We start from the raw sequence: 26,753 nt of genomic DNA on the forward strand, positions 1-26,753 counted from the left end.
TTATGAAAAGACTTCTTTGCCTGAGCCTTTTATGTATTGGATCATTATCCTGTAATGAAGATAAAGTAGATACATTTGTCGCAGGAGAGATCATGGGAAAAGTAGTAACTCGTGGAGATAATGAACCTGTGGAAAATGTTAAGGTGAGTACCGAACCCACCAGCAGCACTGTTTTTTCAAATGCAGATGGTAATTTTATACTGGAAGAAGTACCTTCCGGAGATTATTCGGTAAAAGCTGAAAAAGAAGGGTTGTTAACCACATTTGAAGCGGTAACGATAAGAGAAGGAGCTACGGTGAGTATTGTCTTTGAGATGGATGTGGAAACCGCAGCCAACAGACCTCCGGGGGCTCCGCAATTACTTTTACCAGAAGATGTAGCGACCGATATTGGCCTGGAGTATTTATTTGTATGGTCTGCTTCAGACCCGGATGAAGAAGATGAACTTGTGTATTCTCTGGAAATTAAGAATGACAGGGACGATCAGGTCTTTCTGGCAGAGAATATAACTGATACGGTCTATAGAGTATCCGGTCTTTCTTTTGGCACCAAATATTTTTGGCAGGTAACTGCTTCTGATAGTATTAACTCTCCCGTGTTAAGTAAAGTTTCAAGTTTTACCACCCTGCAAAACCCCGAGAACCGATTTCATTATGTAAGGGAAGAAAATGGCAATAATATAATAATCTCTTCTGATTCACTTCAGCAAAGAGCGTTTACAATGACCAGCAATACCAGAAATAGTTTTCGGCCCAAAAAGAATAATGAAGTACGAAGAATAGCGTATTTAAAAACAGTAGGGGTAGAAACACACCTTTTTACTATGGATCTTAGCGGCGATAATGAATTTCAGGTAACATCTTCCGTATCTGTTGCCGGTTTTGATATGAATGAAGTTGAGTTTGACTGGTCTTCAAACGGCGCACATTTTATATATCCCAATTTTAACAGGTTATACCGTATAAGTTTAGACGGCAGCGGGTTGCAAACCCTATATGAAACGACAGATGGGAGCTTTATTACCAAATGTGAATGGAGTGAAGACGGGAGTTTTATAGCAGTAACTACCAATGACCAAAACGGATACAATGCTTCCTTACATCTTATTGATAGGTCAGGAAATGTTTTAAGAACCATTGTGAGCGGGGTACAAGGAGCTTTGGGAGGTGTTTCCATATCAGTTGATGGCCGTAAAATTCTCTATACAAGGGACGTATCGGGTTTTGAGAACAATGCTTACCGACGCCTTGATGCAAGGATCTTTTTATACGACCTGGATACTGATATAACTATAGACCTTTCTCAGGACAAAGCGGCAGGGACCAATGACCTTGACCCAATGTTCTCACCGGATAATGCAGAAGTTATTTTTGTAAATACCTCTAATGACGGGATATCACCCAAAAGTGTATTCAGGAAACCTGTTACTGCTCAGGGAGAACGTAGCTTATTATTTAATAATGCATTTATGCCAGACTGGCAATAAGTGGTATTACAATTTTTTCTCTAGCCATTCTCTTGCATTAATAAAGGCCTGAAGCCAGGGAGAAACTTCATCATCCGAACGATTTTCGGGATAATGGGCCCAGTTCCAGGGAAATATACTTCTTTCAAAGTGAGGCATCGTAACCAGGTGCCTTCCATTGTCTGACACTATCATAGCGGTATTGAAATCAGAACCGTTTGGGTTAGACGGATACCCCTCATAACCAAACTTTGCTACAATGTTATAGCGGGATTCATCATACGGAAAATAGAACTTTCCTTCTCCGTGTGCTGACCATATTCCCAGTTTTGCGCCGGCCAGCCCGGAAAGCATTACAGAAGTATTAGGCTGGATCTCTACAGAAGTAAACGTACATTCAAATTTTCCGGAATCGTTGTGAAGCATTTTCGGCTTTTCGTCATGATCAGGAGTGATGAGCCCTAATTCCACAAAAAGCTGGCATCCGTTGCAGATACCTACTGAGAGGGTATCTTCTCTTGTAAAGAAGTCATTTAGGGCTTTTTTTGCTTTTTCATTATACATAAAAGCGCCCGCCCAGCCTTTGGCAGAACCCAGGACATCGCTGTTAGAAAAGCCTCCTACGGCACCTATAAAATGAATATCTTCCAATGTTTCCCGTCCGCTGATAAGATCAGTCATATGAACATCTTTTACCTCAAACCCTGCCATGTACATGGCATTTGCCATTTCACGTTCAGAATTACTCCCTTTTTCGCGTATTATGGCAGCTTTTATTTTTTTTCCTTTTGGTAGAACTTCAGGTCTTTTGTTGTTAAAACCTGCAGGGAACTGAAATGTAAGTGGCTGATTCTTATAATTATCAAAACGTTCTTTAGCTTTATGAGCGCCCGATTGATGGCGGTCCAGTAAAAAGGAGGTACGATACCACGTATCTCTGAGTTGCGGAATGTTAAAAGAAAAGCGGTCATCTCCGTTCTGTAACTGTAGTCGTTCCCCTTCTACCACATGCCCTATTCTGGTATAAGCTATGTTATTTTCTTTAAATACTTTTTCTACCGTGTCAAACGCCTGAATAACGATCCCTGCATTTTCACTGAAAAGTACTTTAACAGTATCGGCTTCTCCAATAGTTCCCAGATCAATCACTGCTCCCATATCAGGTTTTGCAAAGCACATCTCCAGTAAGGTGGTAATAAGACCACCACTGCCTATATCATGCCCGGCCAGTATTTGTTTTTTTCGTATGAGCTGCTGTATGCAGTTAAAAGCATTTCTAAAAAATTGAGCATCTTTTATGGTAGGGGTCTCATCTCCTACGGCATTTCGTATCTGTGCAAATGAAGATCCTCCCAGTTTAAAATCATCCTGTGAAAAGTTTATATAGTACAGAGGTGCATTCTTTGCCTGCAATACGGGCTCAACTACCTGAGAAATGGCGTTGCAATGTGCTGTAGCCGAGATAATAACCGTTCCGGGAGCGAGTACCTCTTCTTCGGGGTACTTTTGTTTCATGGAAAGGGAATCTTTTCCTGTGGGAATATTTATGCCAAGGTCGATGGCAAACTCAGAGCAGCTTTTCACAGCTTCGTACAAACGGGCATCTTCCCCTTCATTTTTACAGGGCCACATCCAATTGGCTGAAAGTGAAATTCCTTTTATACCTTCTTTGACGGGAGCCCATATAATATTGGTCAAAGCTTCTGCTATACTGTTTCTACTACCGGCTATAGGGTCTATAAGTGCGCTGATAGGGGAGTGCCCAATAGAGGTGGCTATTCCTTCTTTACCTTCGTAATCCAGTGCCATTACTCCCACATTGTTTAGGGGGAGTTGTAAAGGACCCGCACATTGTTGTTTGGCTACTTTACCGCTTACGCAACGGTCCACTTTATTAGTGAGCCAGTCTTTACAGGCCACTGCTTCGAGTTGAAGTACCTGATCGAGATAGAGTGCTATCTGCTTTTTGTCATATGTTACGCCGGTGTAGTTTCTATTGAGCCTGGTATCTTCCGTGATGGTTTTGGGAGAACTGCCAAACATATCAGAAAGTTGCAGGTCCATAGGTCGTTCTCCGGTAGAAGATGATTCAAAAGTGAATCGCTGGTTATTGGTAACTTCTCCTACCTGATACATGGGAGACCGTTCACGATTGGCTACTTCCTGAAGATAGGTAGCATGTTTATCAGAAATAATAAGCCCCATACGTTCCTGGGATTCATTCCCTATAATTTCTCGTGCAGAAAGAGTGGGGTCTCCTATGGGAAGCTTATCGAGATCGATCTTACCTCCGGTTTCTTCTACCAGTTCAGAAAGACAGTTGAGATGGCCTCCTGCACCGTGGTCATGAATAGAAACAATGGGATTGTTATCATTTTCTACCATAGCCCTGATGGTATTGGCAGCTCTTTTTTGCATTTCAGGATTAGAGCGCTGTACTGCATTAAGCTCAATGCCGCTACTAAATTCTCCGGTGTCTGCCGAAGAAACTGCAGCGCCTCCCATACCAATGCGATAATTGTCGCCCCCTAGAATTACGATCTGATCTCCTTTTTGAGGAGTATCTTTCAGTGATTGTTCTTTTTTACCATACCCAATTCCTCCTGCCAGCATGATCACCTTGTCGTAACCCAGTTTACGTTGATGTTCTTCATGCTCAAAAGTCAACACAGAACCGCAAATAAGGGGTTGCCCGAATTTATTACCAAAATCGGAAGCCCCATTGGATGCTTTAATAAGTATTTCCAAAGGGGTTTGGTATAACCAGGGTCTTTCTTCTATTTTTTGCTCCCAGGGTCTTTGCGCTTCGAGTCTTGAATACGCAGTCATATATACGGCTGTTCCCGCAAGGGGAATAGACCCCTTGCCTCCGGCAAGCCGGTCGCGTATTTCCCCGCCGCTACCGGTAGCAGCACCGTTAAAAGGTTCTACAGTAGTAGGGAAATTATGAGTTTCGGCTTTTAGCGAAAGTACCGAATCAAATTCTTTAATGGTATAAAAATCAGGTTTTTCGGCGCTTTTCGGCGCAAATTGTTTTATTCGCGGCCCTTTTATAAAGGCTACATTATCTTTATAAGCAGAAACAATTTGATTAGGATGTGTCTCTGAAGTTTTTTTAATATGCTTAAACAGGGACATTGGCTTTTCTTCCCCATCAATAACGAATGTACCGTTAAATATTTTATGACGACAGTGCTCTGAATTTACCTGAGAGAACCCAAAAACTTCAGAATCGGTAAGTTTTCTTCCCAGGCGTTCAGAAAGACGTACCAGATAATCAATCTCCTCATTGTTTAGGGCTAGGCCTTCACGCTCATTATAGGCGGCAATATCCTCAATTTCCTGTATCGCCTCCGGTTCAATACGCAACGTAAAAACATCCTGTTCCAGTGCTGTGTATTTTTGAAAAAGCATAGGGTCAAACTCCTGTTCTTTTTCCTGAAAAGGAATAAACTCTTCTATTCGAAGAATACCTGAAATTCCCATATTCTGAGTGATCTCAACAGCATTGGTACTCCAGGGGGTTACCATAGCGGCTCTGGGCCCCACAAAATTGCCATATATAGAGGGCGTATCAATTTGCTCCGTATTACCGAACAGCCAATTGAGCTTGTGAATGCTTTCTGTATTTAGTGAAGAGGATGTTTGTACTACAAAAACTTTCTTTTCTGGGTTTCCGAAGAACAGGATCATAAAGTATATGTTAGTGTGTTGTTTTTGAAAATGCAAATTTAACTAAATAACTTAAAAGCGTCTTACCTGAAACGATTCAAATTCAACTTAAAGAATGCGATAATATTGAGCCGGTTACTCCTCTGATCTCCTGAGCAGGGCCATATAAAATCCGTCATACCCGCTTTTATGTGCAAGAATGGTATCTTCTTTTTCGAGGGAGAATAGTTTACCGGCTTCTGATGCCAGGAATGTATTAATCTGCTGTCTGTTTTCCGAAGGGAGAATGGAACAGGTGGCATAGGCCATTTTTCCTCCGGGTTTTACCATTTTTGAATAATTCTGCAGTATATCCTGTTGGGTTTGGATAAGGCTCTCCAGAAAATCAGGTTGCAATTTCCACTTGGCATCGGGGTTTCTTCGTAATACTCCCAATCCGGAACAGGGGGCATCAATTAACACCCTGTCTGCCGAACTGTGTAATTTTTTAATGGTTTTTTGGGTTTCTATTTTTCGTACCTCAACATTGTGAACACCATTTCTTCGGGCTCTGCGCTTCAGTTCTTTAAGCTTATTTTCATAGATGTCGAGAGCTATTAACTGCCCTTTGTTTTGCATTAAAGCTGCGAGGTGTAATGTTTTACCGCCGGCACCCGCACAAGCATCTACTACCCGCATTCCCGGGCTTACCTGCAGAAAAGGAGCAACTCGTTGAGAAGAGGCATCCTGTACTTCAAACCATCCGTCTTTAAAACGTGAGGTATTAAAAACATTGGTCCTTTCGGTAAGTTCAAGTGCATCCGGGTATCTGGAAAGGGGATTTGCCACAATGGAGGCTTCCAGTAATTCTTTTCGCAATTGTTCCCGGTTGGTTTTTAAGGTGTTGGTTCGTAAAACTACCGGTGCAGGCGTATTAAGTGCTTTTAATTCGGCCGTCCAGATAGTCTCTCCCAGTTCTTTAAGACCTCTTTCATCTATCCAGTCTGGGATAGATTCTCTGTATTTTCTTTCTTTGATAAACTCATCAAATCGGCCCTTTATTTTCCTGGAAGGGGTATTTTCAAAATACTTCCAATCGGGTAAATGTATTCCTCTTAAAACAGCCCATACCGCAAACATTCGCCATAGATCATCACGATCAAAAGGCACTTTAACCTCTGCTATGGTAGCATACAATCTTTTCCAGCGCACCAGTTCATATACGGTCTCTGCTATAAATCCCCGATCACGTGCTCCCCAGCGTTTATCTCTTTTAAGGACCTTTTCAACGGTCTTGTCTGCATATTGATTTTCATTAAAGATAAGCTGTAATGCATCAATAACGGCAAAAACAAGATTTCGATGTAGTTTCATATACTTTAAATAAATGGATTGCAAATGTATGATTTTAACCCCAAAGCACTTATTTTTAAAAAAAATTAGTAAATGAAGATTTTTGTGGCCGTATCAGTCTTTTTTTGTGTAATCTCCTGTAAAAAGAAAGAAGAAAATCGGTTTTACCCGGTGAATGATGTCACTGTACAGGTACTTTATGAAGATTCTGTGAGTATTCGTGCCATTGCATTAAGCGATAAAAATGTAGCTTTTGCGGGTACCGATGGGAAGTTCGGATTATACAACAGTACTTCGCAAAATACACGGGTGAATATACAATTTTATGACACCATAACTCCTGATTTCAGGGCGGTAGCATTTACAAGTAATGACTTTTTTATGATAAGTATAGAAAATCCGGCACTGATATACAAAACCGGAAATGACGGAAACATGCAGCTTGTGTATAAGGAAGAACATGAAAAAGTATTTTATGATGCGATGCTTTTCTGGAATGACAGGGAAGGAATGGCGATAGGGGACCCTACGAACGGGTGCCTTTCTATAATCATTACAAGAGATGGGGGGAATAGCTGGAAAAAGCTCGATTGCTCGGTTTTGCCTGAAACGGCTGAAGGGGAAGCTGCCTTTGCTGCCAGCAATTCTAATATAGCTATGGTAGGAGAATATGCCTGGGTAGCTTCAGGAGGTGTAAAAAGCCGTGTTTTTTTTACACCCGATAAAGGGAAGAGCTGGGAAGTTTTTGGTACCCCTATTATACAGGGAAGCGCAACTAAGGGTATGTATTCTATTGATTTTTATGATAAAAAAAGGGGAGTGGCCATTGGCGGTGATTATACAGATCCTGAAAACAATGAGCGTAATAAAATAATAACGGATGACGGAGGAAGGACCTGGAAGCTTATAGCGAAAGGAACAGGGCCGGGGTATAAAAGTTGTGTACAGTATATTCCCGGGAGCAATGCCCAGAAAATGGTGGCCGTTGGTTTTACAGGTATATCTGTTTCTAACGATGGTGGAAATCACTGGAAACATCTTTCTGATGAGGGTTTTTACACGCTGCGCTTTCTCAACGATTCGGTAGCTTATGCCGCGGGTAAGGGCCGACTGGCCAAATTGACTTTTAAATAAAAAGCAACCTATGTGTTTACATACGTACTACTACATATCTGCGACCTCTTTTTTGATAATATACCCTGTTTAATTTGTAATAACGTTTTCCTCTGATCACAACTGTTTCATAGCCTCTGGGAAGTGTATTAACCACAATACCGGCAGGAGGGTTTACTACCACATATCCGTTATTTCTTTGGCGGTACCATGTACCGTGGGAGAAGAAAAATGTATTATTGTTATAAACAACAGTCCTTGGCCTTTGAATTTTGGTAACGACCACTCCGGCAGCAGGCCCAACGGTAACCGTACGTCTTGTAGCACACGAAGTAGTTAAATAACATATAATAACCAGAAAAAAGAGCTTAACTAATTTCATACTAAAATGATTTAGGTTATACAAAAATATGAAGAGTTAGTTTCGTTCTCGAAACGGTTGTTGTGACCTTCGCTCTCTCAGCTTTTTTAATAGCTCACGATTAAAGTCGTCTTCTGCTTTTTTGAGCAGAATTATTTTTTTTGCAGGAAGTATTTTAGATAAACCCTGCACGAGTTTTTGCTCTTCTTCAAAAATAAGTGTTTCAATTTCGGTAATACGGTTTAAGGTTTCGACAGCCTTTTTCTCGGTAATGCTATCGAGATTTGAATACCGTATTTCTTTTTTAATACGCGAGAGTTCTACTTTTCTCAATTCAAAGATACGGTCATCATGCACATTGTATATAGGCCAGAATTTCTGGGCCTCATCACTGGTAAGTGAGAGGCGCTCTGTAATAAAAGCCACTTTAAGCGCTTTAATCCTGTCTCTTCTCTTGTTTTGCGCATATATGTTCATGGTAAAGAGTACCATTACGATGGCAATTACCATTTGTTTACTGTATTTTATTGTACTCATACTAGTCGTAATTGTCTATTATTCCATTATCATACAGAATGGTTTCATCTGAAAGATAATCAATCAATTCATCAGAATTTATTTCAGAACCCTGTAAGGTCAGGGTGTTTAGGTCAACATCGTTAAAAATAGTGACATAATCATAAGCATTTAGTTCAGAATGGCCCTGAGCAATATAATTTTCGAGTTCATATAAGGCTACATCATTCCACCCGGTAGCTTTAGTATGATAGATCTTCATGTATAAAAGTACTATTAGACAGGCTGCTATTGCAGTAGCAATATAGGTGTATTTTTTACTGCGAAACAGAGAAATCATGCGTCCCTGTTGGTTTTGCCTGGAAAACACTTTGTTTTGTAATGTTTCAGAAAGGGTTTCAAAATAGTTTTCAGGAACCGAAAATCCTGTTTCTTTTGGTATTTTGGAATCCCAACGCTCAATAAGGCGCTCCTCAACATCGTCAAAGTACCCGTTGGGTAATTTAAACCCTCCTTTGTTTTTATATAGGTCTTTTTTATTCATGCCATCCTGAGTTTATCATACGTTATTCTTCATTTTCCCTGAGGGATGCTTCTATCTTTTTTACTGCATGGTGATAAGACGCTTTGAGACTTCCTTCTGAGATCTCCAGTATTTGCGATATCTCATTATATGAAAGATCATCAAAATAGCGCATATTGAACACTAGTTTTTGCCTTGCCGGTAATAAGGCTATTGCTTTTTGTAACTTAAATTGTATTTCATCCCCGTCAAAATATAGGTCAGATCTGAGTTCGGCTGCCATACGCATTTGCAGTGCCTCATCAGTAACTCCCATTTTCCTTGATTTCGCATTTAAGAAGTTTATAGCTTCATTGGTTGCTATTCGGTACATCCAGCTATACAGTGCACTTTCTCCTTTAAAATTTTCGATATTTCTGAATATTTTAATAAAGGTGTTTTGAAGAACGTCATCGGCATCATCATGAACCATTACTATTCTTCGTATGTGCCAATACAGTCGCTCCTGATAGTTTTTTACCAGCGTACCGAATGCCCTGTTACGCGAATTTACATCCTTCAACTGATTTATTAATACGAGTTCTGAGGTCAACCTTTTTACTTTTATAGGTTAGACTAATAGAATGGAAAAAGGTTTAAAAAAGCCTTTAGTATTTTTAAAGTGTTAAAAAAAAGTGTATTTCATCGATTTTTTTAGCCTTTTAATCGATAATTTAAAGATTTCTACTAGATTTGAATCATCAAATAATCGATAACGTTGTTCTTTTTTTGCCCCTAAGTGAACTTAACGTTTCCCATTCTTACTTAAACAGAGACATCCTCCCGGGTGTCTTTTGTATTTATGGGCTACCTGTATATATTTTAAGGTATTTATACTATTCTAAAGATTGCATCTCTACCAATTTGCGGTAAGCCCCTTTTTTATTCATGAGGTCATGATGTGTTCCCTGTTCAATGATCCTGCCTTTTTGCATAACTACTATAAGGTCTGCTTTTTGAATGGTAGATAATCTGTGAGCGATCACAACAGAAGTACGGTTCTTCATCATATTGTCAAGGGCCACCTGAACGAGTTTTTCGCTTTCGGTATCTAGTGCAGAAGTAGCCTCGTCAAGAATCATAATGGGAGGATTTTTAAGTACGGCTCTTGCAATAGAGAGCCTTTGTTTTTGTCCGCCGCTTAGCTTCCCTCCAGAATCACCTATGTTGGACTCAAATTGTTGTGGCATGGTTTCTATAAATTCTAACGCATTGGCAATGGTAGCGGCCTCTATTAATTCTTTGCCGGTAGCATCCTGTTTTCCCAGGGTGAGATTTTCAGATACGGTACCGTTAAACAGTATAGAATCTTGCGTAACCAGCCCCATTAAATCCCTTAAAGATCGCAGGCTCATATCACGTATATCAATTCCGTCTATGGTTATGCTTCCTTCGTTTATATCATAAAAGCGGGTGAGCAGATTAGCAATTGTACTTTTACCACTCCCGGACTGACCTACCAGGGCGATTGTTTTTCCTTTTGGAATATGTAAAGAGAAGTTCTTTAGAACATAATCATCCTCATATTTAAATGATATGTTGTTGAGGTGTATCTCTGTATCAAAAGATGTTTTTGACAGGGCGTTTGGAGCATCTTTTATCGTGTTTTCAGTTTCTAAAATTTCCAGTACCCTTTCGGCTGCTGCATTTCCTTTTTTCACACTGTAAGAGGCTTTGCTAATGGCTTTAGCAGGGGTGAGAATATTATATGCAAGCCCCATGTAGGCAATGAAGGCCGATGCATCTAGTGTCTTGTCAATAAGTACCATTTTACCCCCAAACCACAGTAAAATACCAATGACGAGAATACCTAAAAACTCGCTTGTGGGAGAAGCCAGGTTTTGCCGGTTTAATAAACTGTTGGAAAATCGAAAAAAGCGATGTGTGGATGTTTTGAATTTATCAATGAAACGATTTTCTGCATTAAAGGCCTTAATGACCCGCATACCACCCAATGTTTCTTCTACAATAGAAAGGAATGCTCCCTGTTCCCGCTGTACTTTGTCTGATTTTCGTTTTAGTGATTTCCCGACACGGGATATCAATATTCCCGAAATTGGGATAAAAATAAAAACAAAAACAGTAAGTTTTGTACTTATCCCGAACATGACTATAATAGTAAAAAAAATAGTTAATGGTTCCCGTACAATGAGTTCCAGTACAGAAAGGAAAGAATGTTGTATTTCTAAAACATCTGATGTGATCCTGGCAATAATGTCTCCTTTGCGTTTTTCCGAATAATATGAAACGGGTAGCTCTGTGATTTTGGTGTACAAGCGGTTACGAATGTCTTTGAGTACCCCGTTCCTGAGAAAAGTAATGAAATACATAGCCAGATAGTTGAAGACATTTTTTAAAAAGAAAAGCACAATAACTATTGCAATTACAAGAACAAGTGCTTTCATTTCGTCTTCTCCGGCATACTGGGTTACCTTGTAATTCAGAAACTCTTTAATATAATCACTCAACTGAGAAAGTCCTTTGTATTGGGGAGCTGTGTAAAGCCGGTCACTTTCCTTAAACAGGACATCCAGCATGGGGATTAGCGCAACAAATGACAATGCACTGAATAAGGCGTACAAAATATTGAATACAATATTAAGGTACCCATATCTCATATAGGGTTTTGCGAAGTAGAAAATTTTTTTGAAATAGTTCATTCTAAGGCATTAGGCTAAACGGCGTTGACGTTTACTCATAAAGATTCATTTCTTTAATAATGGCATCTATTTTGGTTTCTAAGAGTGCATCGGTTTTTTCAAAGTTTTTGGCACTATCCAGAACTGTATTCACGCTGAAATAAAATTTTATTTTTGGTTCTGTACCACTGGGCCTGGCAGCAATACGACTCCCGTCTTCTGTGTGATAGATAAGTACATTGGATTTGGGAATGATAATAGGGTTCTGCTTATTTGCAAGGAGGTCCCGGCTTACCGATGTCTTATAGTCATCTATACGTATTACTTTAGAGCCGCATATTTCAAGGAGCGGATTCTCACGTAGTTCTGTCATCATACGGTTAATGGTCTCTACGCCGCTAATACCTTTTTTGGTTAATGAAATTAAGCGTTCTTTATAAAAGCCAAATTGTACATAGCTTTCAATGAGTTCCTGATAGAGGGAACTGCCGGCGGCTTTGGCGGCTGTTGCAATTTCACAGGCGAGCAAAGAGGCAGTAATAGCATCTTTATCTCTCACAAAGTCTCCCACCATAAAGCCAAAACTTTCTTCTCCGCCACCAATAAACTGTTGTTGCGGATGATCCAGGATCATTTTTGCGATCCATTTAAATCCGGTGAGCCCTACTTTACATTCAACCCCGTAGGCATCGGCAAGTGCCTGCATCATAGGGGTCGATACAATGGTTGACCCTATAAACTCGTTGCCCTGTAACCCTTTCTTTTTCCAGTGATCTAAGAGAAAGCGTGTCATAATTACCATAGTCTGGTTACCGTTAAGCAGTATCATTTTACCATAGGTATCACGTACTGCAATTCCTAAACGGTCACTGTCGGGATCGGTACCAATTACCATATCGGCATTGAGTACATCCGCTTTTTCCATAGCCATTTTTAATGCGGCAGGTTCTTCAGGGTTGGGCGATGCTACTGTTGGGAAATCGCCATCGGGAACAGATTGCTCTTCAACAATATGTACATTTTTATAACCGGCCTCTTCAAGAACTTTAGGTAAAATGGTAATAGAAGTACCGTGTAAAGAGGTGAAAACAATTTGAAAATCATCTTTTCCCGGCGCATGAAAGCTTCCGTTTTTTACAGAGGCTTGAATAAAGGCACGATCGATATCCTCATCAACCAATTGAATAAGGTCCTTATTTGCATTAAACCGAACCTGATCAAAAGAGAGGTTCTCTATTTCTGTAATGATCTCCTGATCCTGTGGGGGTACCAACTGGCCCCCATCGGTCCAGTACACTTTGTATCCGTTATACTCAGGCGGATTATGAGAGGCAGTGAGTACAATTCCACAATGACAATTGAGGTGTTTTACGGCAAACGAAAGTTCAGGAGTGGGCCTGAGCTCTGAAAAAAGAAATGTATGTATCCCATTGGCCGAAAAAACATCTGCCACCACTTTAGCCAGTTCCTGGCTGTTGTGCCTGCAATCATAAGCGATCACTACTTTCAGGTCTGTTTCGGGATATGTTTTTCTAAGATAGTTGCTGAGGCCCTGAGTATTTTTTCCCAGGGTGTATTTGTTAATCCTATTGGTTCCTACCCCCATAATGCCACGCATACCTCCGGTACCGAAATCCAGGTTTTTATAAAAGGATTCTTTAAGACCTTCAGGATCAGAATCAATAAGAGCCTGCACCTGTTTTTGGGTAGTATGGTCAAAAGTATCGGTAAGCCATAATCGGGCTTTTTCTAAAGCTGTCTCAGCGGTCATTAGAGTATAATTTTAATTGATATAAAGTTACAAAGATTGCGAGCATTTTAACATTTAAAAACCAGGTAATTTTAAGGTTATGATATATTGACACTTTTAGAAATAGTGTATTGTTTTTGTTTTCGGTTGTTGCGCAAAATAATTTCTCCTAAAAACCCTGCCAGGAAAAATTGGGTTCCTATGATCATAGTAACCAGTGCAATATAAAATTGAGGTCTTTGTGTAAGAAGTCTTCCTTGAGGATTAAGAAATAGTTTATCAATACCGAGATAACCGGCAAAACAAAAACCTATAAAAAACATGAGTACGCCCAAAGCTCCAAAAAGATGCATGGGTCTTTTGCCAAAACTGGACAGAAACCAGATAGTAATTAAGTCCAGAAACCCATGTAAAAAACGTTCGGCCCCAAATTTGGTTTTACCATATTTACGAGACTGGTGCTTTACCACTTTTTCTGCAATCTTTCCAAAACCTGCATTTTTTGCCAATACAGGTATATAGCGATGCATTTCACCATATACGTCAATGGTTTTTACTACTTCCTTTCTGTAAGCTTTGAGTCCGCAATTAAAATCGTGAAGCTTGAGTCCGGATGTTTTTCTCGCGGCCCAGTTAAATAATTTTGAAGGTAAGTTTTTGGTAACTACTGAGTCGTATCGTTTCTTTTTCCACCCCGATACCAGATCGTACTTATTTTGTGTAATGAGAGCGCACAATTCAGGAATTTCTTCAGGATTATCCTGAAGATCGGCATCCATAGTGATAATGATATCACCCTGTGCAGCCGCAAAGCCCGCATGCAGAGCCTGCGATTTCCCAAAGTTTCTCAGGAACTGAATGCCCTTTACACCGGGATCTTTTTTACTAAGTGATACAATGGTATCCCATGAGTTATCGGTACTGCCGTCATCTATAAAGATAATTTCATAAGAAAAACCATTGGATTGCAGGACATCTGCCGTCCAATGGTATAATTCTTTCAGGGATTCTTGTTCGTTAAGTAGTGGTATTACTACTGATAGGTACATGTATATATCTCAAAATGATCCCAAAAATACAAATTAGTAATCATTCTGCTCAGTTTTTTTCATAGCTAATGCAGGGAAGAGTGAGAGTATAAAGCCAAAGAACAAACTTCCTACCAGTGCAAAAGCCATTTGTATCCACGGTTTACTGAATTTTTGCTGCATTTCAATTTGCTGATCGATTAACTCGGGGGTCATTTTAGGGTTCTCTGCCATGAGTGAGCGTTGATAATCCATCGCTTTTTGCATGTATTCAGGGTCGATCACGTGAATGAGTAATTGCTGGTAAATAATACCTAATATTCCAGCTATTAAGGCAATACCGAGTCCTATTTTAATTGCTTCTCCAAAACTCATGAACCCGCCATTTTCTTTTTTAAACTGCCTCATTCCCAAAATGATGATAGCCAGCATAATTATCGAATTAATGATCAATAAGGCAATTCCTCCCTGAAACTGGAGGTCCATCATGTAAAGGATTACATTGAATATTATACTGACTATACCAAGTATAATACCAAAAGTAAGAGCAAATTTTCCGGTTGTTGGTTTTTTTTCTTCCATTAGAGTAAAATATAGTTTGATTTGTAAATTTAGTATGTATTTTCAAGGTTTTGTTACAGGCATCTCGAAGAATCTTTTAAATTGATCTTTTTTTGATCGTTAAAAGTTGGTTATTTGTAAAATATGGTTAAATTTGCATTCTCAAAATTCATGGCAGTTATAATTTAAGATAGTAATGAAAAAGGGAATACATCCGGAAAATTATAGATTAGTAGCATTCAAAGACATGTCTAATGAAGACGTGTTCATTACCAAGTCTACTGCAGATACAAAAGAAACTATTGAAGTAGAAGGAGTAGAGTATCCTTTGATTAAACTGGAAATTTCAAGATCTTCTCATCCCTATTATACAGGAAAATCGAAACTTGTGGATACTGCCGGTAGAATAGATAAGTTTAAGAACAAATATGCTAAATTCAAAAAGTAGTATTTTGATCTAAAAAAATATAGTGAAGCCTCTGTTAACAGAGGCTTTTTTTATGAGCTAAATACAATTCTAGAACCCTTTTAACGCTATTTTTTTTCAATTGAACGAACGGGATGTTTTTCAGTTACTCAAATAAGTATCTTTACAAAAAATATCTGTAATGAACTACGTGCTTTTTGATGGGGCTGCTCATAATGCGCTACTTCCCTTTACACATACAAGGCCGGTAGCTGATATTCGTGTTGGAATATTCACAATTAGAGAAAAGTGGGAACTTTTTCTAAAAACAAAAACGTTTACATTAACAGAAGACTATCTTGCCGAAAAGTACCCTTTAGTAGTAAAACAAGATACGATTTTTATTAATGCATCTTTTTTACCCGATAAAGAACTGGTAGCGGTAGTTTCTAAGTTAAAGACCCATGAAGCAGTTTTCTACAAAGATGAGTTGTTAGCCTATTGTAGTGATAAACCTATGCCTGACGGTGCATTTAACAAAGAGAAGTGTATATCATATACAGGTCCCGTTTTCAGAATTGAATACCCATGGGATATTTTCAGAAAAAACGGAGACGCTATAAATATTGATTACCAGTGGCTTCATAAGACCCGAAAACAAATACCTGCTCCCGATACCGTTCAGATAATCGCACCCGAAAATGTTTTTATAGAAGAAGGCGCTTCTTTAAGTTTTGCCATGATCAATGCTTCTTCAGGACCGGTTTATATAGGCAGGAATGCCACAGTTATGGAGGGGTGTTTAATAAGAGGGCCTTTTTCACTTGGAGAAGGAGCTACGCTTAAGATGGGAGCAAAAATATACGGGCCCACCACCATTGGGCCTTATTGCAAAGCCGGTGGGGAGATCACCAACTCAATACTTTTTGGAAACAGCAATAAGGCACATGATGGGTATTTGGGGAACTCTGTAATAGGAGAGTGGTGTAATCTCGGGGCAGATAGTAATACTTCCAATCTCAAAAACGATTATTCTCAGGTACGTCTTTGGAGTTATGAAACCGAAAGCTACGTACGAACAGGTCTCCAGTTTTGTGGTCTTATGATGGGAGATCACAGTAAATGTGCTATCAACACTATGTTCAATACCGGTACCGTGGTAGGAGTAAATGCCAATATTTTTGGCAGCGGTTTTCCCAGGAACTTTATTCCCAGCTTTACCTGGGGTGGTGCTTCTAAAACAACTACTTACCAAACCAAAAAAGCCTTTGAGGTAGCCAGGGCAGTAATGAAACGTCGTGATCAGGAATTTACCGAAGTAGATGAACATATCTTAACCCATATTTTTGAGCATACCCGTAAATGGCGCAGAGAGTAAAAAATGTATTTATTTAGACACGTTTATGAGCCTCCGGGTTTTAGCGGTTTTAATTATTTGATAAATAGAAGCTTGTGGCAGCCGTATAGACCTTATACGGTTTTAACATCCCAAATTTTGTAAGTATATTTGTGCCCGTTTTTACCAACGCCCTATCCGGTTGTATCTTGTTAAGATATTAATGATTAATTAATTTAATTTTTTGGGTTAGTACAGTTATATGGAGTTAAAGAAAAAAGTTGCTTTTTATACGTTGGGTTGTAAACTTAACTTTTCAGAAACCTCTACCATTGCCAGAAATTTTGAAAATGAAGGTTTTGACAGGGTAGATTTTACCTCCCGGGCAGATATCTATGTGATCAATACCTGTTCGGTAACAGAAAATGCAGATAAACAATTCAAACAGATAGTGCGTAAAGCATTATCTGCTAACCCAAAAGCTTTTATAGCTGCAGTAGGCTGCTATGCACAATTAAAACCAGAAGAACTGGCCTCGGTAGATGGGGTTGATCTGGTATTGGGTGCTACAGAAAAGTTTAAATTGACCGATTATGTAAATGATCTTTCAAAAAATGAGTTTGGAGAAGTACATTCATGTGAAATAGCAGAAGCCGATTTTTACGTGGGAAGCTATTCTTTTGGAGACCGAACACGTGCTTTCCTGAAAGTACAGGATGGTTGCGATTACAAATGTACCTATTGTACCATCCCCTTAGCAAGAGGAATATCCCGAAGCGATACCCTGGAGAATGTTTTGAAAAATGCCGGGGAAATATCAGAAAAAGGTATAAAAGAAATAGTACTTACCGGAGTCAATATAGGGGATTATGGTAAAGGAGAATTTGGGAATAAGAAGCACGAACATACTTTTTACGAGCTGGTGCGTGCGCTGGATAATGTAAAAGGAATAGAGCGATTACGCATTTCTTCCATCGAGCCAAACCTTCTTAAGAATGAGACGATTGATTTTGTGGCTTCCAGCAGGTGTTTTGTGCCTCATTTCCATATTCCGTTGCAAAGTGGGAGCAATGCTGTTTTAAAACGTATGCGCCGAAGGTATCTTAGGGAGCTCTACGAAGATCGTGTTACACGAATAAAAAAAGTAATGCCCCATGCCTGTATTGGAGTAGATGTGATTGTTGGGTTTCCCGGAGAAACTGATGAGCATTTTCTGGAAACGTATCAATTTCTTAATGAATTGGATATTGCCTATTTGCATGTGTTTACCTATTCTGAGCGGGATAATACTCTGGCGGTTGAGATGGATGGGGTGGTACCCGGCCAGGTAAGATCCAAGAGAAGTAAAATGCTTAGAGGGCTCTCCGTTAAAAAGCGCAGAGCTTTTTACGAAAGCCAGTTGGGCAGTGAAAGAACCGTTCTGTTTGAAGGTGAAAACAAAAAAGGGTATATACATGGTTTTACAGATAATTATGTAAAAGTAAAGGCTCCCTGGAATCCCGATTTAGTAAATACACTTCATGTAGTGAAACTAACAGATATTGATGAAGACGGATTGGTTCGTTTTGATTTTGTAGAAGAGGCTATCCTGGCTTCATAGCATCAATTGGTACCATACACCTAATAAAAAATAACCTCCGGTAAAGGAGGTTGTTTTTTGCTTGTGTATTGAGATTCAATAAGATCAGATCCTAATACCTACCGGAAGTAATTCTTTGTATTGTTTATTACGTCTTAAAAAGCTGGCAATCTGGGGACTGGTAGGAACTACACGAAGATTATTTTCTTCTATGTGATGTAGTACTGCTTTGATAAAAGATTCTCTGAATTCATCGTCTCTTATTTCTTCCGGAATGATGAGTTTTGTCAAGAAAATTTTACGCTCCTGTAATGAATACTCAATTTTTGCCAAATAATTCCCTACCTTGGTTTCAAACTGTCTCAAAAAAGTGTTGTCCTGAATCTGTAATTCGATTGTCGTCATAAGCTGTAAAACGTTGAATTTTAAAAGTTAAATGCTTTGATCATCAAACAGTAACCTATTTTAGGTCAACTCTTCTGCCTGATAACAATATTTTTCATGATTTAATAATGTTGAATTCTATAAAATGTAGAAGAAATTCATATTTTTGATAATGCAAATTTACAAAAAAATATTATAACTTCCTCTTTTACAATTGTTAAAGCGGGCTATGAAAGAAAAAAAAATTCATGTGTATTTTATGCCCGGAATGGCGGCAAACTCTTCTATTTTTGAACACATACAATTGCCAGACCATACTTTTGAAATTCATTTGTTAACCTGGAAAGTTCCTTATAAAAGGGAAAGTTTAAGTGAGTACGCTATTCGCATGGCTCAGGACATCAGACATGCAAACCCTGTGTTGGTGGGGGTTTCTTTTGGTGGTATCCTGGTACAGGAAATATCAAAACACTTACTTGTACGAAAAGTGATCGTTATCTCCAGCGTTAAAACCAAGTATGAATTACCCAGGCGAATGATCTTTGCCCGTTATACCAAAGTACATAAGTTATTACCTACAGGACTCGTTAATAATGTAGAATTGCTTTCCAAATATGCGTTTGGAGAAGTAGTATCTAAAAGGTTAGAGCTTTATGAGAAGTACCTTTCGATAAGAGATAAATACTATTTAGACTGGTCTATAGATCAAATTGTACACTGGTCCCAGGAAAAACCTCCAAATAATGTTATTCATATTCACGGCGATAAAGATGCGGTATTCCCTTCCATACACATTAAAAACTACATTAAAGTACCGGATGGCACTCATATTATGATCATTAACAGGTATAAATGGTTTAATGAACATCTTCCTCAAATAATTTTAACTGATTGAAAAGCGTTATTTAGTATATTTATAGTGAAAAATATGTAATTATGGGAAAAGTAAAGAATGGTTTTATGTGGATAGGCCTGCTTTTTACGGCAGCGCTACTTATTAACGCAGTATTACCGGGAGAAGAGGGCACTGGCGTAACCTCTGTGGCAGACACCGAAAATAAGAATGATCCTTACAGTATTTCTGCGATTCCCATTCCTAAAGATATTCATTTTGCAGGAGAAAAAGTACCTGTTGAAGAACCCGATATTAAAGAGCGACTCGATAAAGAACTGCTGGTCAATACTTATTGGCAATCTAACGCATTATTGCTTATTAAGCGTTCAAAAAAATATTTTCCCGTCATTGAGCCCATTCTTAAAGCAAATGGCATTCCCGAAGATTTTAAATATCTGGCCGTGGCAGAAAGTGGTTTGCAAAATGTAGTTTCCCCTGCCGGTGCTACCGGTTTCTGGCAGTTGATGAAAGCAACCGCCAGGGAGCATGGTTTAGAAGTAAACGAAAACGTAGATGAGCGATACCACCTTAAAAAATCAACAGAAGCCGCCTGCGAATATCTTAAACAGGCTAAAGAACGTTTCGGTAGCTGGACGTTAGCCGCTGCTGCGTACAATGCCGGAAGAGCAGGAGTGCTGAACCAGCAGGGACGTCAAAAAGTAAACAATTATTATGATCTGCTACTGGGAGAAGAGACCGGGAGATATGTTTTTAGAATACTGGCTTTAAAAGAAATTCTTTCAGATCCTGATAAATACGGCTTCAAACTGGAAAAAGAAGATTATTACCAATGGATACCTACATATGAATTGGAGATCGATGAAGCAGTAGCAAATTTCGCTGACTTTTCTAAAAAGCACGGTATCAATTACAAAATACTCAAAATACACAACCCCTGGTTACGGGAAGCCTTTTTAGTAAACAATTCGCGTAAAAAATACGTGATAGAATTACCGCAAAAAGGACATTATAAAACAATCACCAAATGACATGGGAGCTTGCACGAGATTATCTCTGGCAATTCCTTATTATTCTTAATTATCTAATAGCCATTATTGCGGCAATAACCGTACTATTGGGTAATTTGAACCCTACCAAAACACTATCATATCTTATAGTGCTTATCGTATTTCCATTTATGGGAGTGATTTTTTATTATTTTTTCGGGCAGGAATATCGCAAAAACAAGCTATTCAAAAGGAAAAATGTACTAAACCAGACCGATATTAAACTCTGGGAAACCAAATTCAATCATAATAAAGCACGATTAGAAAAAGGACCTTTGAGTGACAAAATAAAACTCATAAGGCTGTTAAAAAGAAACAAATTATCCCCTTTAACATTTAAAAATAAAGTAGAGCTTCTTATTAACGGAAACCATAAATTTCAGCGTTTGTTTGAAGATATAACCAAAGCTACCCAAACCATTCATGTAGAATACTACATACTTGAAGACGATACTATTGGCTCCCAGTTAATAGACCTTTTATGCAGCAAAGCAGAGGAAGGTGTAGAAGTGCGGCTAAGCTATGATTATGTAGGGAGCAGAGTATCTGCCAAAAGCAGAAGGAAGCTAAGACGCAGCGGTGTGGAATTTCACCCGTTCATGCCGGTATATTTCCCAAAATTTACTAGTAAACTCAATCATCGTAACCATCGTAAAATAGTTGTAATAGACGGTAAAATAGGGTATATGGGAGGCATTAACATCTCAGACCGTTATGTGAATAGTGAAAACAATATGTATTGGAGAGATACACATTTACGGCTGGAGGGAGAATCAGTAAGTGTATTGCAACTTCATTTTATGCTACACTGGGACTTTGTAACACCTTACGATATTAATGTAGAATCGTATTTTTTTAATTCAAGCCCCGTATCGGAAAAAACAGCTGTACAGATCGCCGCCTGTGGGCCGGATACGGATTGGGCCAGTATTATGGAAGCTACTTTTACCGCTATTAATACCGCACAAAAGTATGTGTATATATGTACGCCTTATTTTATTCCTAATGATGAGATCATCATGGCTCTGGTAGCCGGGGCAAGAAGTGGTATCGAAATAAAACTCATTATTCCCGAAGAATCAGATTCCTGGGGCGCAAAATATGCTACCTATGCCTTTGTAAAACCATTACTGGAAGCAGGTGTACAAGTATATCTCTATACCAAAGGGTTCATTCACGCCAAAGTGATGCTCGTAGATGATGTTTTTAGTACCATAGGGAGCGCAAATATGGATAACAGAAGTTTCAATATTAACTTCGAGATCAATGCACTTATCTACGATGAAGAATTTACTGCCAAAGTACTTGAGTCTTTCAATGAAGATTTAACCAACAGCAGGCAGATAACACTTGAAGAATGGAATAATCGCGGAATAGTACAACAGTTAAAAGAAGGATTTTGTCGCTTGTGGGCTCCTTTGCTGTAGTGGTAACCCTAGAAAACAAAAAAGGTTTATATCTTTTTCATTTGTTGTTGCATCATCTTGATCTGATCGGATAGCATTTTTTGTTTATCCAGTTTTTTTGCTTCATTAAGTAAATTGGTAGCTTCTCTTTTTCTTCTTTTTTGCATAGCGATTCCTGCAAGGCTCAATTTAGCCATAGCAACATCGTAACTCATAGAAAGCCCCAGCTTAAGCGCTTTTTTAAAGTACTTTTCTGCTTCCGTGAGATTTTTTTGAGAAGACATAATTCCGTGAAGATAGTAATAATAGCCCTGTTGCTTTTTGATAAGGGAAGTCTCAGGGTTCTTAATTCTGTTCAGCCATTTTTGTGTACCCTCAAAATCCTGTTTTCGCATTCTCAAAAATGCGAGAAGAATCAGTTCATTTCTGAAATACAGAAAAACAAAAATACCGGCCAGTAAAACGAGAAAAATACCGTTGCCAATAGATCCTTCTATAAATTGCCATACCGCGGTACCTAAAATAATTGTGGCTATAATGAGTTTAATATTCTTATGAAACATACTTATTGGATAAGATTATAGGTTATTCTGGATTTTATGGTTGTGGGGATTTTAAAAGCTCCGTTCTCATCAAATTTTGAATGTCCTTTGGCAGTTCCTTCAATAATGAGCTCTTTTAAAAAGCCATTATAAGGGTTTACCTTAAGCCAGACTTTTTGTTCTCCGTTAAGTGCCATATCAACCCCGTTTTGATGGGTGTGAATGTTTACTTTACCATATCCCTGCATCATGGCTGTTTGCGGGTTTAACCCCGTAAGTTTCCAAGTGTTTTCTGCTTTAAAATTACCTGAAGAATAGGTGAGCCAGCTTTCATTGAGTTTGACATCTTTATCAGGATAAAAATAGGTCATTTGCTCATAGCTTTGAGAAAGGGCTTTGGCCCCGAATTCATTTTCAAGAGCAGCCCGCATAAGTTCACGGGTAAACTCGTCTTCTATAGAAGCTTTTTGCAACATATGCTCAATAAGTTCTTCACACCCTTTAACCTCGGTAATGGTGCCGTTTTTTTGAAGCGTTATTAGCAAAGGATATTTCAAAAGAGGTTTGTACATAGTATCCTCATCAGTCTCTGCCAATGCTTCAAAATGTACTAGGTCACCCATGAGGTTAGAATATAGATGGATGTTAAAATCAGTAAAAATTACCTGTAATTCATAGGTGTCCTGAAATACCTTTTGCACCGAGAATTTTAAGATCCCTTTGACATCACTGGTAATCGTTTGGTCAAGGCTGTCAATTTCCTGGGCAATTTCCTGAACTACGTGTTGTTGTACAAAAAAAACATCACCTTTTTTCAGGTTATAACGCAATGAGACCTGGGCATTTGCCGCATAAAAGAAAGAGGTTGCCAGCAACAGCAGTCCAAGTCTTGAAAATTTCATAAAAGTTACCTATATAAAGGGTGCAAAGGTAATAAAAACAAATGTAAATATTTTTATAATTCGGTTTGTGAGTGTAAAAACTCTTCGTATATTTGCGCCGCACTTTTGTAAAGGAATCTCGTGCCAGGAAGTAACAATATTTAAGCGTTTATTTTAAGATACTGAATAATGAAAAGAACATATCAACCATCCAGAAGAAAACGAAGAAACAAGCACGGTTTTAGGGAAAGAATGGCATCGGTTAATGGAAGAAAAGTGCTTGCCAGAAGAAGAGCGAAAGGCAGAAAGAAATTATCGGTTTCTTCAGAGCCTAGACATAAAAAGTAATGATTGTACTAATTATCAAAATATAAAAGGTGTTACTTTTGCAGGTAACACCTTTTTTGTATGGTAAAAAATAGCTAACTCATATATAAATATCTCTCATTGAAATGCCCAAAAGAAAAGATCTCAACTCCATTTTAATTATTGGTTCCGGTCCCATCATCATAGGTCAGGCTTGCGAATTTGATTATTCGGGTTCTCAATCTTTAAGGTCTTTGCGTGAAGATGGTATTGAAACCATCCTTATTAACAGCAATCCAGCCACGATTATGACCGACCCGTCCATGGCCGATCATGTATATTTAAAACCTCTCACTACCCGATCTATTATTGAAATTCTTAAAAAACATCCAACCATAGATGCAGTACTTCCAACCATGGGAGGGCAAACCGCACTTAACCTTTGCATCGAAGCCGATGAAAAGGGGATATGGGAAGATTTTGGAGTTGAAATTATAGGAGTAGATATTGATGCTATCCATATCACCGAGGATCGGGAAAAGTTCAAAGAACTGCTCAAAACAATAGACATACCGGTAGCTCCTGCCAAAATAGCGACCTCTTTTTTAAAAGGGAAAGAAATAGCTCAGGAATTTGGATTTCCACTGGTAATTCGCCCTTCATTTACGTTGGGAGGTACAGGTGCATCTTTCGTACATAGTAAAGAGGATTTTGAGAAGCTACTCACCCGCGGACTCGAAGCATCTCCCATACATGAAGTACTCATTGATAAGGCACTTTTAGGATGGAAAGAGTATGAACTGGAGTTGTTACGGGACAAGAATGATAACGTAGTTATTATATGTACCATTGAGAATATGGACCCTATGGGAATACATACGGGAGACTCTATAACTGTAGCTCCGGCCATGACCCTTTCAGATACGGCTTATCAGCGCATGCGTGATATGGCCATAAAAATGATGCGTAGTATAGGAGATTTTGCCGGAGGGTGTAATGTTCAGTTTGCCGTGAGTCCCGATGAGAAAGAAGATATTATTGCCATAGAGATCAATCCCAGAGTGTCCCGGTCATCTGCTTTGGCCTCAAAAGCCTCCGGGTATCCTATTGCTAAAATAGCTACAAAGCTTGCCATTGGTTATACCCTGGATGAACTGGATAACCAGATTACACAATCTACTTCTGCTCTGTTTGAACCCACACTGGATTATGTAATAGTTAAAATTCCTCGTTGGAATTTTGATAAGTTTGAAGGAGCAGACCGTACGCTGGGGCTTCAAATGAAATCGGTAGGAGAAGTTATGGGAATTGGCCGTTCATTTCAGGAGGCACTTCACAAAGCTACCCAATCACTAGAGATCAAACGAAATGGTCTGGGAGCAGATGGAAAAGGCTATACAAATTACGATCAGATAATCGATAAACTCACATATGCCAGTTGGGACAGAGTGTTTGTAATTTATGATGCGATACAGATAGGGATACCCCTTAGCAGAATACATGACATCACCAAAATCGATATGTGGTTCCTGAAACAATATGAAGAGCTACATCATCTCGAGAAAGAAATAAGTACCTACCAAATAGAAAGTATTCCCAAAAACCTTATTCTGGAAGCAAAGCAAAAAGGTTTTGCCGACCGGCAAATTGCACATATGCTAGGCTGCTGGGAAAGTGAGGTTTACAAAAGAAGAGCAGCACTGGGAATACAAAGAGTATATAAACTGGTAGATACCTGTGCGGCCGAATTTAAAGCCCATACCCCTTATTATTACTCTACTTTTGAAGATGTGATTAAGAATGCCGAAACAGGCGAGACCTATACCCATAATGAAAGTGAAGTAACCAACCGAAAAAAAATTGTAGTATTGGGGTCAGGACCTAACAGGATTGGGCAGGGAATAGAATTTGACTATTGCTGTGTACACGGTGTACTTGCCGCCGCCGAGTGTGGTTATGAAACCATTATGATTAACTGTAATCCCGAAACCGTTTCTACCGATTTTGACACGGCTGATAAGCTGTATTTTGAACCTGTGTTCTGGGAACATATTTACGATATAATAAATCACGAAAAGCCAGAAGGAGTTATCGTGCAGTTGGGGGGGCAAACCGCTCTTAAACTGGCTGAAAAGCTCAATAAATACGGTATCAATATTATAGGTACCAGTTTTGAATCTCTTGACCTAGCAGAAGACAGAGGTAGCTTTTCAACACTACTCAAAGAAAATAATATTCCCTATCCCCGGTTTGGTGTAGCCGAAACTGCAGATCAGGCTTTAGAACTTGCTAAAGAACTCGATTTTCCTCTCCTGGTAAGACCTTCTTACGTTTTGGGCGGGCAGGGTATGAAAATTGTGATCAATGAAGAAGAACTGGAAGAACATGTAGTGGATCTGCTCAGGAAAATACCCAATAACAAACTGTTACTGGACCACTATCTGGACGGAGCCATTGAGGCTGAGGCAGACGCTATTTGTGACGGAGAAGATGTATATATTATTGGGATCATGGAGCACATTGAACCCTGCGGGATACATTCGGGAGATTCTAATGCCACTTTACCACCATTCAATTTAGGGGAGTTTGTGCTCCAGCAAATTAAAGATCATACCCGAAAAATCGCACTTGCTCTTAATACCGTAGGGCTCATCAATATTCAGTTTGCCATTAAAGATGATATGGTGTATATTATTGAAGCAAACCCCAGAGCATCCCGTACTGTGCCTTTCATAGCCAAAGCTTATAAAGAGCCGTATGTAAATTATGCCACAAAAGTGATGTTGGGACATAAAAAGTTATCTGATTTTAACTTTAATCCTCAGCTAGAGGGTTACGCGATCAAACAACCCGTATTTTCATTTAATAAGTTCCCCAATGTAGATAAAAATCTCGGTCCGGAAATGAAAAGTACCGGAGAGAGTATTCTTTTTATAGATAGCCTTAAAGATGATGATTTTTACAATCTGTATTCAAGACGAAAGATGTATCTAAGTAAATAACCATAAATT

At 39.0% G+C, this 26,753-nt stretch carries 23 protein-coding genes; 10 read left to right on the top strand and 13 right to left on the bottom strand.

Annotated elements, in window-relative coordinates; genetic code table 11:
- The first annotated feature begins 2 nt into the window (after positions 1-2).
- Complete coding sequence (locus WAO84_RS04415) at positions 3-1,487, top strand: carboxypeptidase regulatory-like domain-containing protein (protein WP_340063863.1); 1,485 nt, start codon at positions 3-5, stop codon at positions 1,485-1,487.
- A 6-nt stretch (positions 1,488-1,493) separates the two neighbouring features.
- On the opposite strand, the gene purL is transcribed toward WAO84_RS04415, so the two are convergent.
- Complete coding sequence (purL, locus tag WAO84_RS04420) at positions 1,494-5,159, bottom strand: phosphoribosylformylglycinamidine synthase (protein WP_340063864.1); 3,666 nt, start codon at positions 5,157-5,159, stop codon at positions 1,494-1,496.
- A gap of 114 nt (positions 5,160-5,273) precedes the next feature.
- Positions 5,274-6,491: an RsmB/NOP family class I SAM-dependent RNA methyltransferase gene (locus tag WAO84_RS04425; protein WP_340063866.1), complete on the bottom strand. Its 1,218-nt coding sequence runs from the start codon at positions 6,489-6,491 to the stop codon at positions 5,274-5,276.
- Between the two features lie 72 nt (positions 6,492-6,563).
- Here WAO84_RS04425 and WAO84_RS04430 point away from each other — a divergent pair, with 72 nt between their 5' ends.
- Positions 6,564-7,604: a WD40/YVTN/BNR-like repeat-containing protein gene (locus WAO84_RS04430; RefSeq protein ID WP_340063868.1), complete on the top strand. Its 1,041-nt coding sequence runs from the start codon at positions 6,564-6,566 to the stop codon at positions 7,602-7,604.
- Positions 7,605-7,620: 16 nt separating this feature from the next.
- Here WAO84_RS04430 and WAO84_RS04435 read toward each other — a convergent pair whose 3' ends face one another.
- From WAO84_RS04435 to WAO84_RS04470, 8 genes are all read right to left on the bottom strand, one after another.
- Positions 7,621-7,965: a DUF6515 family protein gene (locus WAO84_RS04435; RefSeq protein ID WP_340063869.1), complete on the bottom strand. Its 345-nt coding sequence runs from the start codon at positions 7,963-7,965 to the stop codon at positions 7,621-7,623.
- A 36-nt stretch (positions 7,966-8,001) separates the two neighbouring features.
- A complete protein-coding gene (locus WAO84_RS04440; protein ID WP_340063871.1) occupies positions 8,002-8,481 on the bottom strand; it encodes a sensor of ECF-type sigma factor in 480 nt (159 codons plus the stop codon).
- Position 8,482: 1 nt separating this feature from the next.
- A complete protein-coding gene (locus tag WAO84_RS04445) occupies positions 8,483-9,004 on the bottom strand; it encodes a hypothetical protein (RefSeq protein ID WP_340063872.1) in 522 nt (173 codons plus the stop codon).
- 22 nt (positions 9,005-9,026) lie between these two features.
- Positions 9,027-9,575, bottom strand: a complete 549-nt coding sequence (locus WAO84_RS04450; RefSeq protein ID WP_340063873.1) for an RNA polymerase sigma factor — start codon at positions 9,573-9,575, stop codon at positions 9,027-9,029.
- 283 nt (positions 9,576-9,858) lie between these two features.
- Positions 9,859-11,682, bottom strand: a complete 1,824-nt coding sequence (locus tag WAO84_RS04455; RefSeq protein ID WP_340063875.1) for an ABC transporter ATP-binding protein — start codon at positions 11,680-11,682, stop codon at positions 9,859-9,861.
- Between the two features lie 31 nt (positions 11,683-11,713).
- Positions 11,714-13,432, bottom strand: coding sequence for a phospho-sugar mutase (locus WAO84_RS04460; protein WP_340063876.1), 1,719 nt, complete (start codon positions 13,430-13,432; stop codon positions 11,714-11,716).
- A 77-nt stretch (positions 13,433-13,509) separates the two neighbouring features.
- Positions 13,510-14,460, bottom strand: a complete 951-nt coding sequence (locus WAO84_RS04465) for a glycosyltransferase family 2 protein (protein ID WP_340063877.1) — start codon at positions 14,458-14,460, stop codon at positions 13,510-13,512.
- 33 nt (positions 14,461-14,493) lie between these two features.
- The gene (locus WAO84_RS04470; protein ID WP_340063878.1) at positions 14,494-15,021 is read right to left on the bottom strand and encodes a DUF4199 domain-containing protein; all 528 of its coding nucleotides are present in this window, start codon (positions 15,019-15,021) and stop codon (positions 14,494-14,496) included.
- Positions 15,022-15,196: 175 nt separating this feature from the next.
- Between WAO84_RS04470 and WAO84_RS04475 the strand changes: the two genes are divergently transcribed.
- The 3 genes from WAO84_RS04475 (at position 15,197) to mtaB (ending at position 18,342) form a co-directional block, all read left to right on the top strand.
- Positions 15,197-15,448 (top strand): type B 50S ribosomal protein L31, encoded by a 252-nt coding sequence (locus tag WAO84_RS04475; protein WP_340063879.1) that lies wholly within the window; start codon positions 15,197-15,199, stop codon positions 15,446-15,448.
- A gap of 160 nt (positions 15,449-15,608) precedes the next feature.
- A complete protein-coding gene (locus WAO84_RS04480; RefSeq protein ID WP_340063880.1) occupies positions 15,609-16,784 on the top strand; it encodes a GlmU family protein in 1,176 nt (391 codons plus the stop codon).
- 220 nt (positions 16,785-17,004) lie between these two features.
- Positions 17,005-18,342 (top strand): tRNA (N(6)-L-threonylcarbamoyladenosine(37)-C(2))-methylthiotransferase MtaB, encoded by a 1,338-nt coding sequence (gene mtaB, locus WAO84_RS04485; RefSeq protein ID WP_340063881.1) that lies wholly within the window; start codon positions 17,005-17,007, stop codon positions 18,340-18,342.
- Positions 18,343-18,426: 84 nt separating this feature from the next.
- Here mtaB and WAO84_RS04490 read toward each other — a convergent pair whose 3' ends face one another.
- Positions 18,427-18,726, bottom strand: a complete 300-nt coding sequence (locus WAO84_RS04490; protein ID WP_340063883.1) for a GNAT family N-acetyltransferase — start codon at positions 18,724-18,726, stop codon at positions 18,427-18,429.
- A gap of 208 nt (positions 18,727-18,934) precedes the next feature.
- On the opposite strand from WAO84_RS04490, the gene WAO84_RS04495 reads away from it, so the two are divergent.
- Genes WAO84_RS04495 through cls form a run of 3 tightly spaced genes read left to right on the top strand, consistent with a single transcriptional unit; the run spans position 18,935 to position 22,034 of the window.
- The gene (locus WAO84_RS04495) at positions 18,935-19,600 is read left to right on the top strand and encodes an alpha/beta hydrolase (RefSeq protein WP_340063885.1); all 666 of its coding nucleotides are present in this window, start codon (positions 18,935-18,937) and stop codon (positions 19,598-19,600) included.
- 41 nt (positions 19,601-19,641) lie between these two features.
- A complete protein-coding gene (locus WAO84_RS04500; RefSeq protein WP_340063886.1) occupies positions 19,642-20,589 on the top strand; it encodes a lytic transglycosylase domain-containing protein in 948 nt (315 codons plus the stop codon).
- Positions 20,586-22,034 (top strand): cardiolipin synthase, encoded by a 1,449-nt coding sequence (gene cls, locus WAO84_RS04505; RefSeq protein WP_340063888.1) that lies wholly within the window; start codon positions 20,586-20,588, stop codon positions 22,032-22,034. The genes WAO84_RS04500 and cls overlap by 4 nt, the downstream gene beginning before the upstream one ends.
- A 26-nt stretch (positions 22,035-22,060) precedes the next feature.
- Here the strand turns inward: cls and WAO84_RS04510 are convergent, their stop codons facing one another.
- Positions 22,061-22,576, bottom strand: a complete 516-nt coding sequence (locus tag WAO84_RS04510) for a tetratricopeptide repeat protein (protein WP_340063889.1) — start codon at positions 22,574-22,576, stop codon at positions 22,061-22,063.
- Positions 22,577-22,578: 2 nt separating this feature from the next.
- Positions 22,579-23,457, bottom strand: a complete 879-nt coding sequence (locus WAO84_RS04515; RefSeq protein ID WP_340063890.1) for a DUF6263 family protein — start codon at positions 23,455-23,457, stop codon at positions 22,579-22,581.
- Positions 23,458-23,625: 168 nt separating this feature from the next.
- Here WAO84_RS04515 and rpmH point away from each other — a divergent pair, with 168 nt between their 5' ends.
- Both rpmH and carB read left to right on the top strand, forming a co-directional pair.
- Positions 23,626-23,784, top strand: coding sequence for a 50S ribosomal protein L34 (gene rpmH, locus WAO84_RS04520; protein ID WP_340063891.1), 159 nt, complete (start codon positions 23,626-23,628; stop codon positions 23,782-23,784).
- Positions 23,785-23,888: 104 nt separating this feature from the next.
- On the top strand, positions 23,889-26,744 hold the full coding sequence (gene carB / locus WAO84_RS04525; RefSeq protein ID WP_340063892.1) for a carbamoyl-phosphate synthase large subunit: 2,856 nt from the start codon (positions 23,889-23,891) through the stop codon (positions 26,742-26,744).
- The last annotated feature ends 9 nt before the right edge of the window (positions 26,745-26,753 follow it).

The sequence above is a fragment of the Ascidiimonas aurantiaca genome (genome assembly GCF_037646345.1).
GTDB lineage: Bacteria > Bacteroidota > Bacteroidia > Flavobacteriales > Flavobacteriaceae > Ascidiimonas > Ascidiimonas aurantiaca.

What these genes read in the sequence shown, in the direction of transcription:
- WAO84_RS04475 (WP_340063879.1), top strand. Translation starts at nt 15,197, where the DNA reads ATGAAAAAGGGAATACATCCGGAAAATTATAGATTAGTAGCATTCAAA.
- WAO84_RS04495 (WP_340063885.1), top strand. Translation starts at nt 18,935, where the DNA reads ATGAAAGAAAAAAAAATTCATGTGTATTTTATGCCCGGAATGGCGGCA.
- WAO84_RS04455 (WP_340063875.1), bottom strand. Translation starts at nt 11,682, where the DNA reads ATGAACTATTTCAAAAAAATTTTCTACTTCGCAAAACCCTATATGAGA.
- WAO84_RS04430 (WP_340063868.1), top strand. Translation starts at nt 6,564, where the DNA reads ATGAAGATTTTTGTGGCCGTATCAGTCTTTTTTTGTGTAATCTCCTGT.
- WAO84_RS04435 (WP_340063869.1), bottom strand. Translation starts at nt 7,965, where the DNA reads ATGAAATTAGTTAAGCTCTTTTTTCTGGTTATTATATGTTATTTAACT.
- mtaB (WP_340063881.1), top strand. Translation starts at nt 17,005, where the DNA reads ATGGAGTTAAAGAAAAAAGTTGCTTTTTATACGTTGGGTTGTAAACTT.
- WAO84_RS04465 (WP_340063877.1), bottom strand. Translation starts at nt 14,460, where the DNA reads ATGTACCTATCAGTAGTAATACCACTACTTAACGAACAAGAATCCCTG.
- WAO84_RS04480 (WP_340063880.1), top strand. Translation starts at nt 15,609, where the DNA reads ATGAACTACGTGCTTTTTGATGGGGCTGCTCATAATGCGCTACTTCCC.
- WAO84_RS04470 (WP_340063878.1), bottom strand. Translation starts at nt 15,021, where the DNA reads ATGGAAGAAAAAAAACCAACAACCGGAAAATTTGCTCTTACTTTTGGT.
- WAO84_RS04440 (WP_340063871.1), bottom strand. Translation starts at nt 8,481, where the DNA reads ATGAGTACAATAAAATACAGTAAACAAATGGTAATTGCCATCGTAATG.
- carB (WP_340063892.1), top strand. Translation starts at nt 23,889, where the DNA reads ATGCCCAAAAGAAAAGATCTCAACTCCATTTTAATTATTGGTTCCGGT.
- WAO84_RS04515 (WP_340063890.1), bottom strand. Translation starts at nt 23,457, where the DNA reads ATGAAATTTTCAAGACTTGGACTGCTGTTGCTGGCAACCTCTTTCTTT.
- rpmH (WP_340063891.1), top strand. Translation starts at nt 23,626, where the DNA reads ATGAAAAGAACATATCAACCATCCAGAAGAAAACGAAGAAACAAGCAC.
- WAO84_RS04490 (WP_340063883.1), bottom strand. Translation starts at nt 18,726, where the DNA reads ATGACGACAATCGAATTACAGATTCAGGACAACACTTTTTTGAGACAG.
- cls (WP_340063888.1), top strand. Translation starts at nt 20,586, where the DNA reads ATGACATGGGAGCTTGCACGAGATTATCTCTGGCAATTCCTTATTATT.
- WAO84_RS04500 (WP_340063886.1), top strand. Translation starts at nt 19,642, where the DNA reads ATGGGAAAAGTAAAGAATGGTTTTATGTGGATAGGCCTGCTTTTTACG.
- WAO84_RS04425 (WP_340063866.1), bottom strand. Translation starts at nt 6,491, where the DNA reads ATGAAACTACATCGAAATCTTGTTTTTGCCGTTATTGATGCATTACAG.
- WAO84_RS04510 (WP_340063889.1), bottom strand. Translation starts at nt 22,576, where the DNA reads ATGTTTCATAAGAATATTAAACTCATTATAGCCACAATTATTTTAGGT.
- WAO84_RS04460 (WP_340063876.1), bottom strand. Translation starts at nt 13,432, where the DNA reads ATGACCGCTGAGACAGCTTTAGAAAAAGCCCGATTATGGCTTACCGAT.
- purL (WP_340063864.1), bottom strand. Translation starts at nt 5,159, where the DNA reads ATGATCCTGTTCTTCGGAAACCCAGAAAAGAAAGTTTTTGTAGTACAA.
- WAO84_RS04415 (WP_340063863.1), top strand. Translation starts at nt 3, where the DNA reads ATGAAAAGACTTCTTTGCCTGAGCCTTTTATGTATTGGATCATTATCC.
- WAO84_RS04445 (WP_340063872.1), bottom strand. Translation starts at nt 9,004, where the DNA reads ATGAATAAAAAAGACCTATATAAAAACAAAGGAGGGTTTAAATTACCC.